General features: G+C 70.1%; 14 protein-coding genes and 3 pseudogenes. 6 read left to right on the top strand and 11 right to left on the bottom strand.

Annotation, left to right across the window (positions count from 1 at the left end):
- Positions 1-380, top strand: a 380-nt coding sequence (locus A6A27_RS37610) for an FAD-dependent oxidoreductase (protein ID WP_158074131.1), incomplete at its 5' end; no start/stop codon positions are given.
- A gap of 78 nt (positions 381-458) precedes the next feature.
- Here A6A27_RS37610 and A6A27_RS37605 read toward each other — a convergent pair.
- Genes A6A27_RS37605 through A6A27_RS37595 form a run of 3 tightly spaced genes read right to left on the bottom strand, consistent with a single transcriptional unit; the run spans position 459 to position 2,463 of the window.
- A complete protein-coding gene (locus A6A27_RS37605) occupies positions 459-1,820 on the bottom strand; it encodes a ThiF family adenylyltransferase (protein ID WP_073839422.1) in 1,362 nt (453 codons plus the stop codon).
- Positions 1,802-2,188 carry a hypothetical protein gene (locus A6A27_RS37600; protein ID WP_083673182.1) on the bottom strand — a complete coding sequence of 129 codons (387 nt, stop codon included), beginning with the start codon at positions 2,186-2,188 and terminating at the stop codon, positions 1,802-1,804. The genes A6A27_RS37605 and A6A27_RS37600 overlap by 19 nt, the downstream gene beginning before the upstream one ends.
- Positions 2,185-2,463: a multiubiquitin domain-containing protein gene (locus A6A27_RS37595; RefSeq protein WP_073839421.1), complete on the bottom strand. Its 279-nt coding sequence runs from the start codon at positions 2,461-2,463 to the stop codon at positions 2,185-2,187. The genes A6A27_RS37600 and A6A27_RS37595 overlap by 4 nt, the downstream gene beginning before the upstream one ends.
- A 209-nt stretch (positions 2,464-2,672) precedes the next feature.
- On the opposite strand from A6A27_RS37595, the gene A6A27_RS37590 reads away from it, so the two are divergent.
- Positions 2,673-3,512 carry a hypothetical protein gene (locus A6A27_RS37590; RefSeq protein WP_143194385.1) on the top strand — a complete coding sequence of 280 codons (840 nt, stop codon included), beginning with the start codon at positions 2,673-2,675 and terminating at the stop codon, positions 3,510-3,512.
- A 28-nt stretch (positions 3,513-3,540) separates the two neighbouring features.
- Complete coding sequence (locus A6A27_RS37585) at positions 3,541-4,095, top strand: hypothetical protein (RefSeq protein WP_143194384.1); 555 nt, start codon at positions 3,541-3,543, stop codon at positions 4,093-4,095.
- Between the two features lie 1,121 nt (positions 4,096-5,216).
- On the opposite strand, the gene A6A27_RS37580 is transcribed toward A6A27_RS37585, so the two are convergent.
- On the bottom strand, positions 5,217-5,819 hold the full coding sequence (locus tag A6A27_RS37580) for a hypothetical protein (protein ID WP_143194383.1): 603 nt from the start codon (positions 5,817-5,819) through the stop codon (positions 5,217-5,219).
- Positions 5,820-6,034: 215 nt separating this feature from the next.
- Here A6A27_RS37580 and A6A27_RS37575 point away from each other — a divergent pair, with 215 nt between their 5' ends.
- The 3 genes and pseudogenes from A6A27_RS37575 to A6A27_RS37565 form a co-directional block, all read left to right on the top strand.
- Positions 6,035-6,493, top strand: coding sequence for a hypothetical protein (locus A6A27_RS37575; RefSeq protein ID WP_073839417.1), 459 nt, complete (start codon positions 6,035-6,037; stop codon positions 6,491-6,493).
- A 229-nt stretch (positions 6,494-6,722) separates the two neighbouring features.
- Positions 6,723-9,671 (top strand): BTAD domain-containing putative transcriptional regulator, encoded by a 2,949-nt coding sequence (locus A6A27_RS37570; RefSeq protein ID WP_241825644.1) that lies wholly within the window; start codon positions 6,723-6,725, stop codon positions 9,669-9,671.
- Between the two features lie 50 nt (positions 9,672-9,721).
- Positions 9,722-9,947 (top strand): annotated as a pseudogene (locus tag A6A27_RS37565) (DUF2637 domain-containing protein); the annotation flags it as partial.
- 106 nt (positions 9,948-10,053) lie between these two features.
- Here A6A27_RS37565 and A6A27_RS37560 read toward each other — a convergent pair.
- The 7 genes and pseudogenes from A6A27_RS37560 to A6A27_RS47860 all read right to left on the bottom strand — a co-directional run bounded on the left by A6A27_RS37560 (position 10,054) and on the right by A6A27_RS47860 (position 16,280).
- Positions 10,054-10,413 (bottom strand): hypothetical protein, encoded by a 360-nt coding sequence (locus tag A6A27_RS37560; protein ID WP_241825643.1) that lies wholly within the window; start codon positions 10,411-10,413, stop codon positions 10,054-10,056.
- Between the two features lie 149 nt (positions 10,414-10,562).
- Entirely contained in the window at positions 10,563-10,886 is a 324-nt protein-coding gene (locus A6A27_RS37555) for a hypothetical protein (protein WP_073839414.1), read from the bottom strand.
- Between the two features lie 164 nt (positions 10,887-11,050).
- Positions 11,051-11,446, bottom strand: a complete 396-nt coding sequence (locus tag A6A27_RS37550; protein WP_073839413.1) for a hypothetical protein — start codon at positions 11,444-11,446, stop codon at positions 11,051-11,053.
- Between the two features lie 78 nt (positions 11,447-11,524).
- Positions 11,525-11,956 (bottom strand): DUF3085 domain-containing protein, encoded by a 432-nt coding sequence (locus tag A6A27_RS37545; RefSeq protein ID WP_073839412.1) that lies wholly within the window; start codon positions 11,954-11,956, stop codon positions 11,525-11,527.
- A gap of 76 nt (positions 11,957-12,032) precedes the next feature.
- Positions 12,033-13,022 (bottom strand): annotated as a pseudogene (locus A6A27_RS37540) (DUF4192 domain-containing protein).
- A 514-nt stretch (positions 13,023-13,536) separates the two neighbouring features.
- Positions 13,537-15,132: a vWA domain-containing protein gene (locus A6A27_RS46990; protein WP_073839411.1), complete on the bottom strand. Its 1,596-nt coding sequence runs from the start codon at positions 15,130-15,132 to the stop codon at positions 13,537-13,539.
- A 24-nt stretch (positions 15,133-15,156) separates the two neighbouring features.
- Positions 15,157-16,280 (bottom strand): annotated as a pseudogene (locus tag A6A27_RS47860) (AAA family ATPase).
- Between the last annotated feature and the right edge of the window lie 81 nt (positions 16,281-16,361).

Genomic DNA, 16,361 nt, shown 5'->3' with positions numbered 1-16,361 from the left:
CCGACCGTCCTATTGCGCACGAGATCGTAAGCCCGCTGATGTTCCAGCGGAGCGTCATCGAGGAAATCGTCGGCCACGACGGCGTCGTGGGCAGCGTCCGGGTCCGTGACGTTCACAACGGCGAGAAGCGCGTCTTGGACGTGACCGGGGTGTTCGTCGCCATCGGCCACGACCCGCGCAGCGAGCTGTTCCGCGGCCAGGTCGATCTCGACGCCGACGGCTACGTCGTCGTCCAGGCACCCAGCACCCGTACCAACCTGCCCGGCGTGCTCGCCGCCGGTGACCTCGTCGACCGCACCTACCGGCAGGCCATCACCGCCGCCGGCACCGGCTGCGCCGCCGCCCTCGACTCCGAGCGGTACCTCGCCGCCCGACCCTGATCACCGGAAGGTAATTGCCCGGCGCACCCACCGCCGCGCGCCGGGCGAACTCGAACCGTCCTCGCCGTCTCAGCCTGATTAGATGTCACCCCGCCCGAGAGGTCCCTCTCGGGAGCACCACGAGCAGCGCTCGTCACGGCGTGGCAACTGGGCCGAGCGTTCACGCTGTCGCGGTAGGTGGATCGTGGAGGTGGTGTCCTCGGGGTCATGGTGCATGCCGGTGGTGGCGAGCATGAAGTGGTTGACGGCTTCCATGGCGACGAGGCCGTTGAGGGCGATGACGCTCGGTGCTGGGACGCCTGCCACGTAGCGGGCGGCAGTGCGCTCGTGGTCGGGGTGCATGTCGATCGCGAGTTCGGTCGGGTCGATGAGCTCGTTACACCACATGCAGCCGCTTCCCGGAACGAAGAACCGACTGACGGCGTGGATCTCGCCGATGTTGCCGTCGTCGTCGACCGGGATCTTGACACCGATCTGGGTGGCGGGAATGAGGTACTGGTTCGCGGCAGCGTTGACCCAAAAGCGGGCGGAGTGGCTGTCCGCGGCGAGGAAGATCCAGTCGCAGGAGGCCAGCTCCTGTCGCGCCTCGCTGGTCTCGACTCGCTCCTCGAGCACCGTGAGGTGAATGTGGGGGTTGGCCCGGCGGGCGTTGCGGACCGCGGGGATGGTCTTCGGTTTGCCGATGTCGTCGCGCTCGGCGGCCAGCAGCCGGGGCAGGTTGGTCTCGTCGACGGTGTCGTCGTCGATCAGGAGAAGGCTGCCGACGCCGAGTCGGGCGAGGCCTTCGACGAGGATGCTGCCGACTCCGCCGAGGCCAACGACGGCGACCCGCATGCGGCCGAGGGACTCCTGGCCGAGCTGACCGAAGAGCCTCGCCTGCCGGTCATGTATGAGGTCGACCGTCCCCGCGCGGGCGGGTTGAGGCCGCAAGCGGATGAGGTTTCCGCCGGGGATGACGACTTCCGCCAGGTCGACGCGGGACCCGTGGGGCAACCACAGGTCACCGGCGGCGGCCTGGGGAGTGAAGACCAGTCCGCCGACGACCTGCCCGGTGATCTGCCGCAGCGCCGGGTAGCCTCGCTCGTGGCTGGCCAGGTCGATCCGGGAGAAGCCGACCGTGACATCGCCGAAGTGGTTGTGGACGGCGAGGTAGGCGAGGCCTTCGTCCCGGGCCCGGAGGGCGGCGTCGCGCACGAAGGACGGCGCGAGCGCCCGGTAGCCGGTCTCGCCGGGAACGTAGTCGACGGCGTCCTTCGCGATGATCAGCTCCCGGGCGAGCAGGCGAGGGCCCCGTGGGCCGTCGGCGCGGCCGGCGAGGATGACCGCCCCGTGCTCCTCCTTGTCGTCCCGGAACAGGTGATCGGCCAAGGCGCCCCAGAGTTGGGGCGGCAGGGTGAGGCTCCAGCCGTCGGTCGGCGGGTTCACTGGGTGACGAGCCACGTGATCACCTTCTCGGCCTTGAGTGCTGCGTTGTCGATCCCGGCCCGCCACCCGTGGGAGCGGCGGGACAACTGCAGGGCGGGCCGGTTCTGCCAGTCGACCTGTTGGATGGCCTGCCCGTGGGGCTTTCCGTCGGTGCGGGTCAGCCTGCCGGTGTAGTGGGGGTAGACGTCCGCGCTCGGGTAGGCGGCGCTGATCTGGAAGCCCAGCCAGGTGGTCGACGGGGTGTAGCTGGGGCCGACCTCGATGTCGTTGACGATCACGAAGGCGCCGCCGGCGCCGTCCGGGGTGACCTCGACCGGCTTGCCGGTGAAGTGTTCCCGGACGGCGTCGACTGCGGTGGTGACCGCGGGAGTCAGCGTGGTCACGAGTTGTCGTCCGGCGCGACGGCGAGGAACTCCTGGTTTGGGTGGACCGCGATGGTGTCGTTGTCGCCGATGACCTCGTAGCGGTTGCCCCGCTTCAGCGACAGCTGGAAGTTCGGCTGGAGGTGGACGCCCTGCGCGATGGCGGCCTGCTTGATCTCCAGGCCGGTGACCCGGTGCTCGGGCAACTCGACCTGCTGGTTGTTGACCGAGACCGTGATGGTCCGGGGCGGGCGCTGGTTCTCGACGGCCTCACCGGCCGCAGGGTTGTGGATCATCACATCTGCTCCTCTTGCTTGAGCGGGGCCGTGTTGACCGGCTCCGCGCTCTCGGCAGCCGCTGGTCGAGCACCAGCCGCCGCCGAGATATCGGTTTCACTGAGACCAGTGAAACAGGTGATCGTCCCTTGCACAACCCGAAGCGGCCTTTGACCCACTCCGGCGTCCTGCGGGCGTGCGGGTCCCGTTCGAGCTGTCATGCTGGGTGGGTGCGTATCGAGCTAGCGGGCCGGAACCCTTTCCGACGCCGAGAGCTGAGGGCCGACTTTCATGGCGACACAGGGAACCTGGTGCTGGACGCGCGGGGACTCCAGTGGGTCAGCCCGCTTGAGCTCGCCGCCATCGTCACGTTGGGGACCGTCGCTGATGCCCGCGGCCGTGAAGTCCGCCTGCTCGTTCCTCACGACCCGAAGATCGCGTCCTATCTCGTGCGGATGAACGTGGTGGAGCTACTCAAGCCCTTCGCCGAGATCGATGGGTCGGTCCCATCCCAGGAGCGCCGGAACCACTCCGACAAACTCCTCGAGGTCGCCGAGGTCACGCCCACCAACATCGACGATGTTTGCGACAGGCTCGGCCTACTGGTCACGGAGCGGCTTGGACCGGAAGCGGGCAGGGCAGCATTCGACAGCCTCGCCGAGCTACTCAACAACGCCACCACACACGGCTACAGCAAGACCGGCGCCTTCACCGCCGCCCAGCTCTACAGCGGCACTCTGAGCCGTACACCGGGGTTCGAGTTCGCCGTCTGCGACTCCGGCGACGGGATCCAAAAGGTCCTTTCCAGCACCACCAACCAGGATCTGGAAGGACCCGCGGCTCTCGAGCTAGCACTGAATGGCGGCGTCAGACGCGCCGAAGGGCGAGGCCACGGACTACCGAACCTGTGGAGACAGGCCATCCGAGGCGGCAAGGGAGGTGAACTCATGCTCCGCAGCGGAGACGCCGTTGCCACCGCGAAGCTCCGCTCGGAACCCACCTCGATCTACAGCCGCGTCGCCGAACCGGTGGACGGCACCTGGGCCTGGCTCCGCGTCCGAGTTCCATAACGGCCCGTAACGTGTTTCAATCAGTCAGGTGAAACCGGATCCCGCTACGACCGTCACCTACGACGTCGGACAACACCGGGCGTTCCTGTCAACCAGGGAACGCGGCAGGAAAGTGCTTCACGACCTAGAAGACCGCATCCCGCCTGAGGCCAGCCTTCTCGTCATCAACTTCGCCAACGTGGAGGCGATGACCGTCAGCTTCACCGACGAGTTCCTCCGCAAGTACTACTCCACCCTCGCCACCCAGGACGACGGCCCGACCTGCGTGCTTGTGACCGGACTCAACAACGACACCCGCGAAACGATCGTCATCGCCTTCGAACGCCGCGAACTTATCGCGCTCGAGCGACTCGGTGATGACCTTGTGCTGCTGGCGGCGTCGGAAGTTCTCTCGGACACCTTCAAGCTCGCCAGGGAGCTAGGCACCTTCACCGCGACGACGGTCGCTGAACAACTGGGTATCAGCGCTCCAAATGCGAATAACCGACTCAAACGCCTTGTCGCGGCGAGAGCGCTCGTACGGCGGCGTGGGGTGGCCGAGCGCGGTGGCAAGGAATTCACCTACTCCGCCCCCGAAGTTTGAGCGTCTGGCGTTATGTCTCCTTCGCGGCACAGCAACGCGCCCCCCGCTCAGGCTCGGCACGTGGCACTGTCCGGGGTGGCGTCGTTCACCCCGCGTGCTGGTCAACGCCGCGGATCCGATCACGCCGTGGGCGGTGAGTCTGGTCGCCCGGGAGGTCCTCGCTCGGTGGCTGCTCGGTGGCTGCTCGGACGCCGGGGAACTCACGCGAACAGTCAAAGATGGACACGGATTTCGCCGCAACAGATCAAGGTCCGCAGCCATACACAGGTGTAACTAGACCGCCGGACCTGCGGGGATACCGCCGGACCGGCGTGGCCACGAGGCGGACGCACTCGGACACCGTGACTTTCTGCAAGATCATCTGACTACGGATCAGATGCTTTGGGTTGCGAGTGGCTAGGCAGCCATGGCGACCGTGGTTGGAGCGACCGAGAGGCCCTTCATTTGGTTGGCAGCGCCGTTGAGGGTTGCGTCCAGGGGCCTGGACTCTTGCGTCTCCCGCTGCGCCACGCTCGGCGAGCCGTCTGTTGCTGATCTTCGATGATGTGTGGGGTGTGTGCCCTCCAGCAAGTGCCAACCCGGGTCAACCAGGGTCATCACCCGCCAACCCGGGCCACGGGTGCCGGTCGTCGACGTGATCCGTGTGGTCGACGTGTGGTCATCGCCCGCCCGTGCGGACCGATCAACCCAGGTCAACGCAGGCCACTCCCTGCCATCCCGGATCAACGCGCAGGTCGCTAGACTGAGCGCTCGCGCCCTCGTAGCTCAGGGGATAGAGCAACGGTTTCCTAAGACGCTTCTCTATCTGTATCCGCACGCTGATGACCTGCGGATCGCCCGCCCCGGCCTCCCCGCGTGCTGATCGCAGCGCCGCGTTGCTGTGCTCGCTTGCTGAAGATCATCAGAACGCGGCACGGGCGTGTCCACCGATCCGACGAAGCAACAGAGCCACCAAACTTCCTGAAATAAATAGATAGCGATGGCTGCCACTGGCGTGGCAGCCATCGCTAAACACCAATCACATAGCGGCGGGGAACCGCCGTTCGATGGCCCGCTTGTACGAAATCACGCCCGAGTGCGGTCAACGGCACGGCCGGGACCTTCGGGTGACCGACACCGCATCAGTCAGGCTGCGAGTTCAGCTTCCCCCGAACGTAGTCCGCGACCGCCGTTACAAGGTTACCCTCCGCGAAGTCCTTGTGGGATGCTTCTGGACTCTGGTCAGTGATGCTGACCAACACGAGAAACTGCCCGAATCTGAGCCAGAAAGATGAGATCTTGCACTCATCGTACCGGCCATGCACGCAGATTTTCTCTGCATCATCCGCACCGGCCGGAGAGAACCTTGCCACGGTGACATGAGGAAAGTTCCCACGGTAACCGTTCGCCGGATCATCATTCCTCCAGGCCTTCCGCCCCCAGAACGAATTCCTCGCCTTGGTCACCTCGATTCGGAGGCTAACGCCCCTGTCGCCAACCTGCCACCGCCTGACCTTGGTGCCACTGTAGCCGGGTAGGTCAAAGGTCTCCTCGCTCACCAGCACGTCGGGCACGGAGTCGGACACGACGGCTGCAGGAGCCAGCAGTTCCTCAGCGTTAACTTCGCGGTTTTCGAGACGCACTATGGGGGGCAGGACCAAGAGGAGGGCAATAACCAAGACGGCAACGAGAACTGAAGCCGCCGTGACCACGCCCCTCTTCCCAGGCCCGTTACGGGACATCATTCCGCACATGATAGTCGGTTGCCTGCGCGAGCCTCGGAAGGATATTCCGCACCTCAGCGTCCAAGATCTCCGGCGTCAAGGACCTCCCGCGAGTCCCGTCATATTTCCGGTACAGATCCATCCCGAGTTGCACGGTCAGCACATCCCCCGGATCGTTGGTGCCCACTCCCTCAGCTATGAATGACGGCACTTCAATCCCGGCACTCTTGCCACCCGTGGCCCCGTTGGTTTTGGCGCAGGGGCGCTACGAGCGAAGCGACGAGCCGCAGTTCCGCCCACCCGCGAAGCCCGAGGTGCTGGCCGAGCGGCAGGTGCCAGAGGTGCTTCGAGCCGATCTGCTGCAGATCGGTGGCGACCAGGTCGCGCAGTTGCCGCCGAAACGGTTGCTGGCCTTGGCGCAGCGACTCACCGAGGCCGAACCGGATCCGGCTGGACGTGCTGAAACGTTGCTGAACTGGCTCGGCAGGCTGCCGTACCCCACGGAAGCGTTGTGGGGCGAGGGTGTCCTCGTCAGGCGACTGCTGGACACCGTGCTCCGCGCCGCGATCCTCGCCGCCGCGGCCTCGGCACGCCCGGCGGCCACACTGGGCGCACTCAACTGGGCGGTCCATCAGGACGACGACACCCCGGTGGCTGCGGTGATCGCCCCGGCCGTGCGGCAGCTCTTGCAGTAACCATTCGCTACAGCCGTTCGCCGTGCCGCCGACCGCGCGTTCGGCGCCACTGTCACCCGCCATGGCGCTGAGCTGCGGTTGTGAGGTCGTGTGAGGTCGTGTGAGGTGCTGTCAGCCGTCGCCTCGCCCCATTACCGCGTCGGCGGTCATAGCGTCACGTCACTGTCCAATCCTGCGCGTCGGCTGCGGCATCGCCTGCCGGACGGACCGCGAGATGAAGGGAGGGCATGTGACATCCCGAACAGCACGTATCGCCGCGATCACGACGACCATCCTGTCCACAGCCGCCGTACCAGTCGTCCTCGCCGCCACCGATACATGGACGCCGCGACTGCCCTCACCGGCCGCCGCGCGGCAGTGGATCGCCCAACCGATGAGTACTGGCTTCATCACCGCCCTCACCATTGCGGCGGCGGTGATGTTGTGGCTGCTCCTGGCCACCGCTGTGCTCACCCACGCCTATGCCGCGCTGGCCCGCCGGCTGCGCTGGACGCCCGCCCTGCGCCTTCCCGGCCCGGTCCAGGGCCTCACCGCGGCGCTGCTCGGCGCGACCGCCGTCACCACCGCCACGGGCGCCGCCGCCCACGCCACCCCGGCCACCACGAGCAGCAGTGACCTGCCCGCCGCCCCACCGACCAGCCGCACGCTCACCTCAGATCAACTGAGGCCGGATCCGCGATCCGTCGAGCAGGCACCCACCTACACCGTGCGGCGCGGCGACAGCCTCTGCCGCATCGCCGAACGCACCCTCGGTGACGCCGACCGCTGGCCGGAGATCTTCGCCCTCAACCGAGGCACCCACTTTCCCGGCGTCGGGGGCACCCTGCGCGACCCGAACGTCATCTACCCCGGCTGGGACCTCGACCTGCCCGCCGACGCCGCCCCACCTCCCCGGCCACATCCGCCTAAGGATCCAGCACCACACGGGCCCGGCCCCGACAAGCAGGCGGTGCCGGACACCGCCGACGCGGCACCGTCATGGCCGGCGCCGGACACCACCCAGCAGCCGGCCGCCTCCACCGCTACCACGGCCCCGGACAGCAGCGCCGCCGCAGCCAGCACCTCGGCAGGTGAGACGGCCAGCCCCGCGGCAGACCACAGCCGCCCGGACGAGAAGGGCTCCCCCGGCGTGTGGCTGCCCAGCGGCGGCTGGGTCGACGTCGGCCTGGCCTTGGCAATCGTCGCGGCCGTCGCGCTGGTCTGGGCCCACCGTCAACGCCGCTACGTCCCCCGCACCCCCTCGGCACGGCCCCGCCTCGACGACCCGACCCTGGCCCCGATGCCTCGAGTGGTCGGTCAGATCCGCCGCGGGCTACACCGCGCCACTACCGCCCCCGACGCGGACCAGCGCACCATCAGCAGTGCCGGTCCCCACGACCAGGAGTCGGAGCGCACCGTCGCCACTGACGCCGGTGACACCATGTACAACGGCCGGCTGCCCGTGGTGCCGATGTTGAGCAATCCCCTGTCTTCGCGATGGCCGGCGGCGGGGTTGGGCCTAATCGGGCCAGGAGCGGAAGCCGCCGCCAGGGGATTCCTCACCGCCGCCCTCGCCGCCGGCGGTGCGGACCATCCCGACGCGCGTACCCACGTGGTCATGCCATCGACGTCCGCCGCGAGCCTGCTCGGCGAGACCGCCGCAAACCCGCCCCGCACCCCACGGTTAACCATCACCACCGACCTCAACGAGGCCCTGGAGGCCCTCGAGGCGCAGGCGATGCACCGCACCCGGCTGCTCCACCAGCACGACGTCGACACCGTCGCCGAACTGCGCGCCGCCGACCCCTACGAGGAACCCCTCCCCCCGGTCATGCTGCTGGCCGACGCCACCGGCAGCCGCGAACGGGCCCGCGTCGCCGCCCTGCTGGCCCAGGGGCAGCGTCTGGACATCCACGGCGTGCTGCTCGGCGCGTGGCCCGACGGCGACACCGTCGTCGTCGCCGCCGACGGTGCCACCTCACCCGCCGACGGGCACCTCCGGCACGGTGCCCACGTCGCCGACGTCGGCCGCCTGACCGTCCTCGACCCCGCCGAGACCGCCGACCTGCTCGCCACCCTCGCGGAGTCACACACCGGACTGCCACCGCACCCGACACCCGCCGATCCCACGCCCACGGCCCCCGCCGACACGTCCGGCTCACTCATCGGCGACGGCGCCACCCACAGCCCACGGTTGTCCCCCGCCCTCACCGACCGACGCGTCACCGACACCGCTGTCGAGAACGCGACCCGGACCGACAACGCCAGTGACGCCGCCGGCGCGGGGCCAGCAGACGCCGACGAAAGCATCTCCGCCGCACCGGACACCAGTCCCGAGGACGCGCACCGAGCATCTGGGGCCGCCGCTGGCGACGGCCAGGCCGCCCCCGCCCGGGCAGCCGACGAGCCGGAAAACGCGACGGTGCGAGTGCGGGTGCTGGGCGCGCCCGGCGTCGTCGACGCCGACCCGCAGCGCAAGCCGCGCGCCAAGTCCCTGGAACTGCTCGTGTACCTGGCGGTCCATGACGGGGCGGCCTCGACCGAGGCGATCCTCGACGACCTGCTGCCCGACGCCCCGTCCCGCAAGGCCCCCGGCCGGCTCTACACCTACGTGTCCGGACTACGCGCCGTCCTACGCCACACCGCCGGGGCCGGCGGGCACGTCACCCACCCCGACCACCGCTACCTGCTCAACCGGGACCTGCTCGACGTGGACCTGTGGCGCATGCGCGCCGCGATCCGCGACGCCGCGCAGACGATCGACCCGCACACCCGTACCGCAGCGCTGCGCCGGGCGGTCGACGCCTACACCGGGCCCCTCGCAGAGGGCTGGAACTACGAGTGGGTCGAGTCCTACCGCCAGGCGATACGCCAGGAAGCCCTCGACGCGTCACTCGCCCTGACCGACGCGCTCACCGGGCAGCCCGCGCAGCAACTCACGGTGCTCGACGCCGCGATCACCCACCATCCACACCACGAAGCCCTCTACCAGGCGGCGATGCGCGCCCGCGCGGAACTCGACGATGCGGGCGGCATCCGGGCGCTACGCCGGACCCTGACCCGCCGGCTCGGCGAGATCGACGCCGAACCCAGCGACGACACCCTCGCCCTCGCCGACCGGCTCATCACCGACCTGTCCGGCCACGGCCGCTTCGCCGGCAGCCACCGCCCGGGCAACCGTGAGGGAGCGGCCAAGTGACCGCGACTGCCACCACCAGCAGTGAGTTCGTGGGCGCGTCGCCGGGCGGCGTGGCCGCGCAGCTGCGGCGGCTGCGGTGGGCGGTGCGCTCCACCCTCGCTCTCGGCGTCGCCGCGTCGGTGGCCGCGAATGTCCTACACGCACGCCCGAACCCGATCAGCCAGATCATCGCCGCGTGGCCGCCTCTGGCGCTGCTGCTCACCGTCGAGCTGATCTCCCGCGTCCCCCCACCACCGCCGCCTCCTCGGCGCGATCCGCGTCGCTGGGCTGGCCAGTGGCGACGGCCAGATCCCATCCATGCGTAATCGTCTCAACGTGAAACCTCGGGCCGCTTCCAGACCCGTATATGGCGCCCAGGGTGCGACGGCCCTGTCACCATCGGTCACGGTTTGATCTCGATGAAGCCGAAGAGCCGTTCGATCAGCTGCAGAGCTTGTGTCCGGTAGCGGTCGGCGAAGCCGCGGCAGATCGCCGGTTTGGCCTCGGGGTCCTTGTAGTGGGGCAGGGTGTCGTGGCAGATGACGAAGGATTCCCGGCGCCGGGTTTCGGTGACGAGTTCGCGCAGCCGGCCGGGTGGCAGGTGCATGCGGTTGCCGGGGGCGAAGATGCAGGTGTCGCATTGGCGCGATAGCAACCGTGACTTGCCGAGGATCGGGTCGCCGACGCTGAGAGTCTCGGCGGGATCGGCTTCGACGGGTTCGTCGTCGGGGCCGGTTACAGGGTTCATGAGGTCTGCCTCCAAAAAGCCGGCAGGGGGCGTCGCCGTCGGGCGACGCTCCCGGTTGATGTCGGTTTGGGTGGCGAATCTGTGCGGGTGCCGCAGCCAGTTCTCGCCACTGGTGGGGCCAGCCGAGCTGGCTGGCCGCCGGTTACCGGGTGGTTGGTTCGACCTCAAGCGGCACGTGGCGTCGGCGGGCGCTGCTGCCGGGAGATCGCTGACCGGGTGGGTCGGAACCAGCCGGCGAACCGCCGGGCGGTGGCCGCTGGGATGACCTGTGCCCGGCCGTGAGCGGGTGGTGTGGGCCGGGTGGCGGCTTCGCGGGCGCGGTGGGCGTCGCGTGCTGGCGGGCATGGATACGCCTCGTGTGTGCAGCGCAGGTTGGCGCATCGGCCGGACCGGTCGGGGTGGGGTGGGTGGGATTCGGCGACGTCGCTGGCGAGCAGCCACAGCAGGATGTCGGTGACGGTGCCGGGAATCGAACGGCGGTGCCGCATACGTTGGCTTCCCCTCTTTGTCTGTGGTGGGTGGCCGCCGCCCCGGCCAGCGGTGTGGGGATGCCCGCTGTCGGGATACGCCGGGGCGGCGGCCAGGGTGCAGTGACGCTCGACTTTCCGTGTGGATCAAGTCGCCGCCACGCGTGCCTGCGTGTGGGCGCCGGTCACGGTGTGTCGAGGGCGTCCTCGCGGTTGGTGGCGGTGACCTCGATCGTCAGGGGCAGGGTGAGGCGGACCTGCCAGCGGCGGGGCAGCCCGGGCAGCTCGAAGGCGTGCAGGATGCGGTCGGCGGCGTCGGGGGCGATGTCGTGGTCGCTGGCGGCGTCGCGCAGCGTCTGCCACACCTGCCGGCGAAGCTCCGCCGCCTGCTCGTCGATGGCGGGTCGTGGGGCGGGCGGAGCCGGGGCGGGCTGGTGGGCGCCGAGGTAGTCGTGGATGCGGGCGGCGGTATGGGTGAGCCAGCCCAGCGGGGTGGGCTGACCGGGCTGGAAGGCGTTCCAGGCGTCGCGCAGGACGGACTCCAGAGCCGCCGGTTGCGGGTCGCTTTCGAGGGCGGACATGTGGATCTCCAGGGGCGTACCGCCGCTGGCCCCGCTCCCCCACTGAGAAGGCGGGTGCGGGGCCGGGCGGGTGGGTGGTCAGTGGTGGTGGCGGGTGCGGGCGACGCGCACCTCGTAGGCGTCGGCGGTGATGGTCAGGTGCAGCCACCGGTAGCCGGTGGTGTGGGCGGCGCGAAGCTCGTCGATCAGCGGGGAGGGTTGTTCGGTGAGGTGCAGATGCTCGACGAAGTCGTCACCGCCCAGGTCGAGGTCCTGCTGGTGGCCGTCGGTGTCGGGGTTCCAGCCGTGGGCGTAGACGACGAGGCTGCTGTCGGGACGGTTCGGGTCTTCGAGGTGGGGCAGGCCGCTGGAGATGAGGTAGACGCCGTGGTCGTGGACCCACACCAGTGCGCCGGGGCAGGTGATGCCGTCTTGGTGTTCGGTGAAGGACGGGGCGTGGCTGGTGCTGGCTGCGGCGTGTTCGGCCAGTCGCAGCGTGTCGTGCAGGTCGAAGTGGAGGTGCAGTGGCATCGGGGCTCTCCTTGAGGTGATCGGAACCGGGTGGACCGGCGGGCGCCGGCCACCCCGGTCGTCGTGGGTCAGTCGGTTACGGGGTGGGGTTGCCGGTGGGCCCGCCGTTGAGGGCGTTGGGTGGGATGCCGTGTCGTAGGGCGTGGTCGATGAGCCGGGCGAGGCGGTAGTGGGGGTCGGCGGCGAGGGCGCGGTTGAGGGCGACGGAGGCGAGGGCGCCTTGGCCTTGCTGCCAGGCGGTGAGGGCGAGCAACGTTGCGGGGGCGGCGGCGTAGGCGGGGGTGGCGCGGCGGGTGAGGTCGGTCCACAGGGCGAGGTGCCACAGCTGGTCGCCGGTGGCCTCCCCCGCGTAGTCGCGGACGGCGATGTCGGCGAGCAGGACGGACAGCCAGGCCACCTAGTTGTAGGTGAGGACGGCGTCGGTGGCGTAGCGGGTGAACGCCTCGTCGACGGCTTTTCTGCCGGCGCGGATGAGCGCCGCCCGCCCTCCGGAGGTCTGCGCGGTGAACGCGCGTTCCTGCGCCCGCCGGCTCGCCGCGGCCATGCCGACGCTATGAATGGGGGCGACGCTGGCTACCAGGGCGGCCCGGTCCGGCAGGGCGGTCTGCCCGGCGACGATCGCGTGCACTGCGGTGGGGCTGTGGTGCGGGTCGAACGGCACTCCGTCGGGTGGGCAGCAGTGCGGGTCCTGGCATTGGTAGGAGTGGTAGCGGCCCTCGGTGACCCGCAGCGTGTCGAGGATGGTGATGCCTGCCGCGTGCAGGTGTGGGGTGAGGGCGTCGATGACCGGGGTGACGGTGGTGGCGGGTCCGTAGCCGATGAGGATCGCGGTGGTGGCGTCGACGTTGCGCAGCAGGGCGATGTGCTGCCGTCCGGCGGCGTGCACCCAGGCGGTGACCGTGGCGGGCTCGGGGAGGTCGGTGCGGCCGGCCACGGTGATGCGGCGGCCGGTGAGGCCGACGGTGACGAGGCTGTCGGTGGAGTGGAAGCCGAGCAGGTAGGGCACGGCGGCGAGCAGGTCGCTGATCGAGGCCAGCGGCAGCCGGGCCGGATGGTCGTGCGTCATGGCGGGATAACTCCTTCGCAGTAAGGGGCTCCGCAGCCGTCGGATGGGGCGTGCGGAGCTCGCGGTGGTGAAGCCGGCAGGTCACGGCGCGCGGCTGCTACCGGCAGTGCGGCCAGGTCGGGGGCCGGTCAGCTGCGGTGAGCCGGGAGGGTGCCGAGGCCGAGGCGCTGTCGATGACGGGGCCGCAGTGGATGGCGGCGACCGCGGCAGGGAGGTGGCGGCGTTGCCCAGCTGTGCAGGGCCACGTCCAGGTCGGCGCTGCAGCGGCGGTGTTGGTGAAGGCGGCCACGAGGCCGGTGGCCTGTTCGGTGCCGTTGGTCGCGCCGCGGGCACGGCCGTACGGCCGTGCCCGCGGGGTGCGCGACGGGTGCGCGGTGGCCGGGCAACGGCCGTGTGATGGGAGATTGGTGGGTCAGCCGCAGCTGGATACGCCCGTTGCGGGCGGATGTGGGATCAGCTGTATGTCGCGAGCGGCGCCATCAGAAATGCCAGCGGCGGCTGGGGGTAGTGCTGGTTAGGCGTGTTCGAGGGCGGTGACGGCGGCGTCGGCAATGGCGTCGACGGCCTGCACCGGGTCGGCCACCAGCAGGGTGGTGGTATGGGTGAAGGTGTGCCCGGGCAGGTCGGCGGGGCGGAGCCACAGCACCGCGCAGCCGGCCTGATGCAGTGTGGTGATGAGGCGTTGGGCGGGTGTGATGTCGGGTAGGTCGCCGTCGGATACGACGGCGAGCATCCGCACCCTGCCGGGTTGGCGCAGGTGCAGCAGATGGTCGGCGAGCTTCACCGCGTCGGTGAACGCGGTGGTGCCTCCGACTGCTCGCATCTGCAGGACGTGGGCGGGGTGCTGGCGGGGTGACACGAGCAGGGTGGCGCGGCTGCCGAAGCCGATCATGGTGGTGGTGGCCTGGTTGGTGCGGGCGGCGTGGGCGAGGATCCACCCGGCGGCGGCCATCGGCGCCGCGTAGGCGCGCATGGATGCGGAGGTGTCGACGAGCACGGCCAGGTGCAGGGTCGGCTTCGGCGGCGGCAGGGTGGCGCGCCGCTGCCAGGGTGTGGCGGTGAGCATGGTGCCGGCGGCGGCTTGCGCCTGGGCGGTGATGGCGTGGCGGGTGCGGAGCCGGCCGGGCGGTACCGGGCTGGGCCGGGTGTCGGGTTCGGGCTGGTGGGTGCGGGCCCGTCGTAGTCGGGCGGCCAGGGTGCGGGCGGCGGCGTGTTCGCTGTCGGTGGGGTCGCGGCGGGTCCATGTCGCGGGCGTCCCGTGTCGGGATTGGATCTGCCCGGCGGTGTATTGGGCGGGGGTGAGGCTGGTGGCGTGGGCGAGGTAGTCGGCGAGGGCCTGGGCGAGCTGGCCGGCGAACTGACCTGCATCTGGCTGGGGTGGTTCGGGTTGCCGGTGGGGGTCGATGTCGAGGATCCGGCACCACCGCCATGCCAGGTCAACCATGGCCTGGGCCTCGGTGTCGCCGACGGTGTGGGCTTGCCGCCACACATCGCGCAGCTGCCGCAGCTTCTTACGCCCGAGGACGGCGGTGACCGCGGCTCGCACGCCACGAATGTCTTTGGCGGTGATGATGCGGGCGTCGACCCGTGCGAGGAGGAGGGCGGCGAGGTGGGCGGCGTGCCACGGGTCGTCGACGGGCGCGTCGTCGGGGGTGATGAGGGTGGTGACGGTGTGGCGTAGCCACCGGCGGTCGCCGCGTCGTCTGCCGCGTTGCCGGTTCTCGGCGCGGGACTCTTCGAGGAGGTCGGCGACGGCGGCGACGATCGGCGGGGTGCCCGCCGGTGTCCTCCATTGGCTGTGGGTGGCGTGGGCGGCTTCGTGCACGAGCAGCCCGTAGGCGGCCGGTACCAGGCGTTTGTGGCCTGCGCGGCGGGGGTTGGCGATGTCGGGTGCGCCGATGTGGGTGGCATTGACCTCGATGCGGCGGGCGTCGGGGTAGAAGCAGGCCGGGGCGCCGCCGCCCGCGCCGGGCGCGACCAGCACGGACAGGTCGGTGCGGCCGGTCAGCAGCGGGATGTGGCGGGTCCAGGCGTCGCACCAGGCCTGCCAGTCCGGGTCGCCGACAGCGGAGGTGGTGCCTGCGCGCCGGTGGGTGCGGGGATGAGCCATGAGGGGTTCCTTTCTGGTGAGGGGTCAGCGTTGTTTGCCGAGGGTCAGCGGGGTGATCTCTGCGCCGAACTGCTGCCTGAGGGCGGCGAGGACCTGCTCCCGGTCCTCGTCGGGGGCGCGGCCGGCCAGGTTGGCCACCGCGGCGGGTAGGCCGAGGGTTTTACGGACGCGGGCGAAGCCGAGCAGCTCTCTCAGTTGCGGTGCCCAGCCGATGCGTCCGGCGGTGAGGTCGGTGTTGAGGGCGATGGCGGCTTGGACGGCGGGGTTGGGGACGCCGAGGTGGCGGGCGAGGTCCCAGTCGGTGGTGACCTCGATGTGCACGTCGAACCGGGAGGCGAGGGCTTCGGTGAGGATGGCGCCGTGGACGCCGGGGTTGTGGCCGGCGATGACGTAGAACCCGTCGACGGCTTCGACGCGTTCGTTGCGGTAGCCGGGGATGGTGATGACGCGGCGGCCGTCCATGGCTGGGTAGAGCACGGCGAGGACTTTCGGTGGGATGAGGGTGGCGTCGTCGACCAGCAGCGCCCGCCCTTGGCGCATGGCGGTGACGAGGGGGCCGTAGACGAATTCGAACCCGCCGTCGGGGAGGGGGATGAAGTTGCCGAGGAATTCCTCCACGACCGTGTCGCCCGTGCCGGCGACGGTGAGCAGGTCCGGGAAGGCGGCTTCGACGAGGGCGGTCTTGCCGGTGCCGGGCGGGCCGTAGAGCAGCACGGGGATACGCTTCTCCCGCAGCCTGCGCAGCACGTCCACGTCGGTGGCGCCCGCGAGCTTGCGGGGGAAGTACAGGTCACCGTTGGGGCGTGCGACGGGTTGCCGCCGACCTGCCCCTCGGCCACTGCGGGTGTGCGCGGGGCGGGCGGTGGCATCGCCCCGGCCGCGTCGATCCCGGCCTGGGTGATCTGAAACCGGTGCGGGCCTGTCTGATGGGTGGCGTAACCGGCGGCGGCCATCTTCTTCAGGGCTTCGAACACGGCGCCGGTGGAGCGGGCGGTGATCGCGGTGGTCAGCTCCCCGACCTTGAACATCTGATCGGGGTGCGCGGCCAGGTGAGCGGCGACCTGCCGGTAGAGGTAGCCGGGCCGACGACCGGCGTCGGCATCGGCGGCATCTGTGGCGGGGCTGGTGGGTGGGGTTGCAGGATCCATACGGGTCCTCCTGTCATAGGGGCCCGCGCACCCGTCTCGGGGCGCGCGGCGGTTGGTGCGGTGTCCGCGCGGCGGAGACGG

It is taken from the genome of Micromonospora sp. CB01531 (assembly GCF_001905095.1).
Classification (GTDB): Bacteria; Actinomycetota; Actinomycetes; order Mycobacteriales; family Micromonosporaceae; genus Micromonospora.
Note: the sequence above shows the minus strand (reverse complement) of the source record. Positions and strands in the feature narration are given on the sequence as shown.

Bases quoted from the DNA above. Each gene is read 5' to 3' on its own strand.
- A6A27_RS46990 (WP_073839411.1), bottom strand. From the start codon at position 15,132: ATGGCTCATCCCCGCACCCACCGGCGCGCAGGCACCACCTCCGCTGTC.
- A6A27_RS37555 (WP_073839414.1), bottom strand. From the start codon at position 10,886: ATGCGGCACCGCCGTTCGATTCCCGGCACCGTCACCGACATCCTGCTG.
- A6A27_RS37550 (WP_073839413.1), bottom strand. From the start codon at position 11,446: ATGTCCGCCCTCGAAAGCGACCCGCAACCGGCGGCTCTGGAGTCCGTC.
- A6A27_RS37595 (WP_073839421.1), bottom strand. From the start codon at position 2,463: ATGATCCACAACCCTGCGGCCGGTGAGGCCGTCGAGAACCAGCGCCCG.
- A6A27_RS37580 (WP_143194383.1), bottom strand. From the start codon at position 5,819: ATGATGTCCCGTAACGGGCCTGGGAAGAGGGGCGTGGTCACGGCGGCT.
- A6A27_RS37545 (WP_073839412.1), bottom strand. From the start codon at position 11,956: ATGCCACTGCACCTCCACTTCGACCTGCACGACACGCTGCGACTGGCC.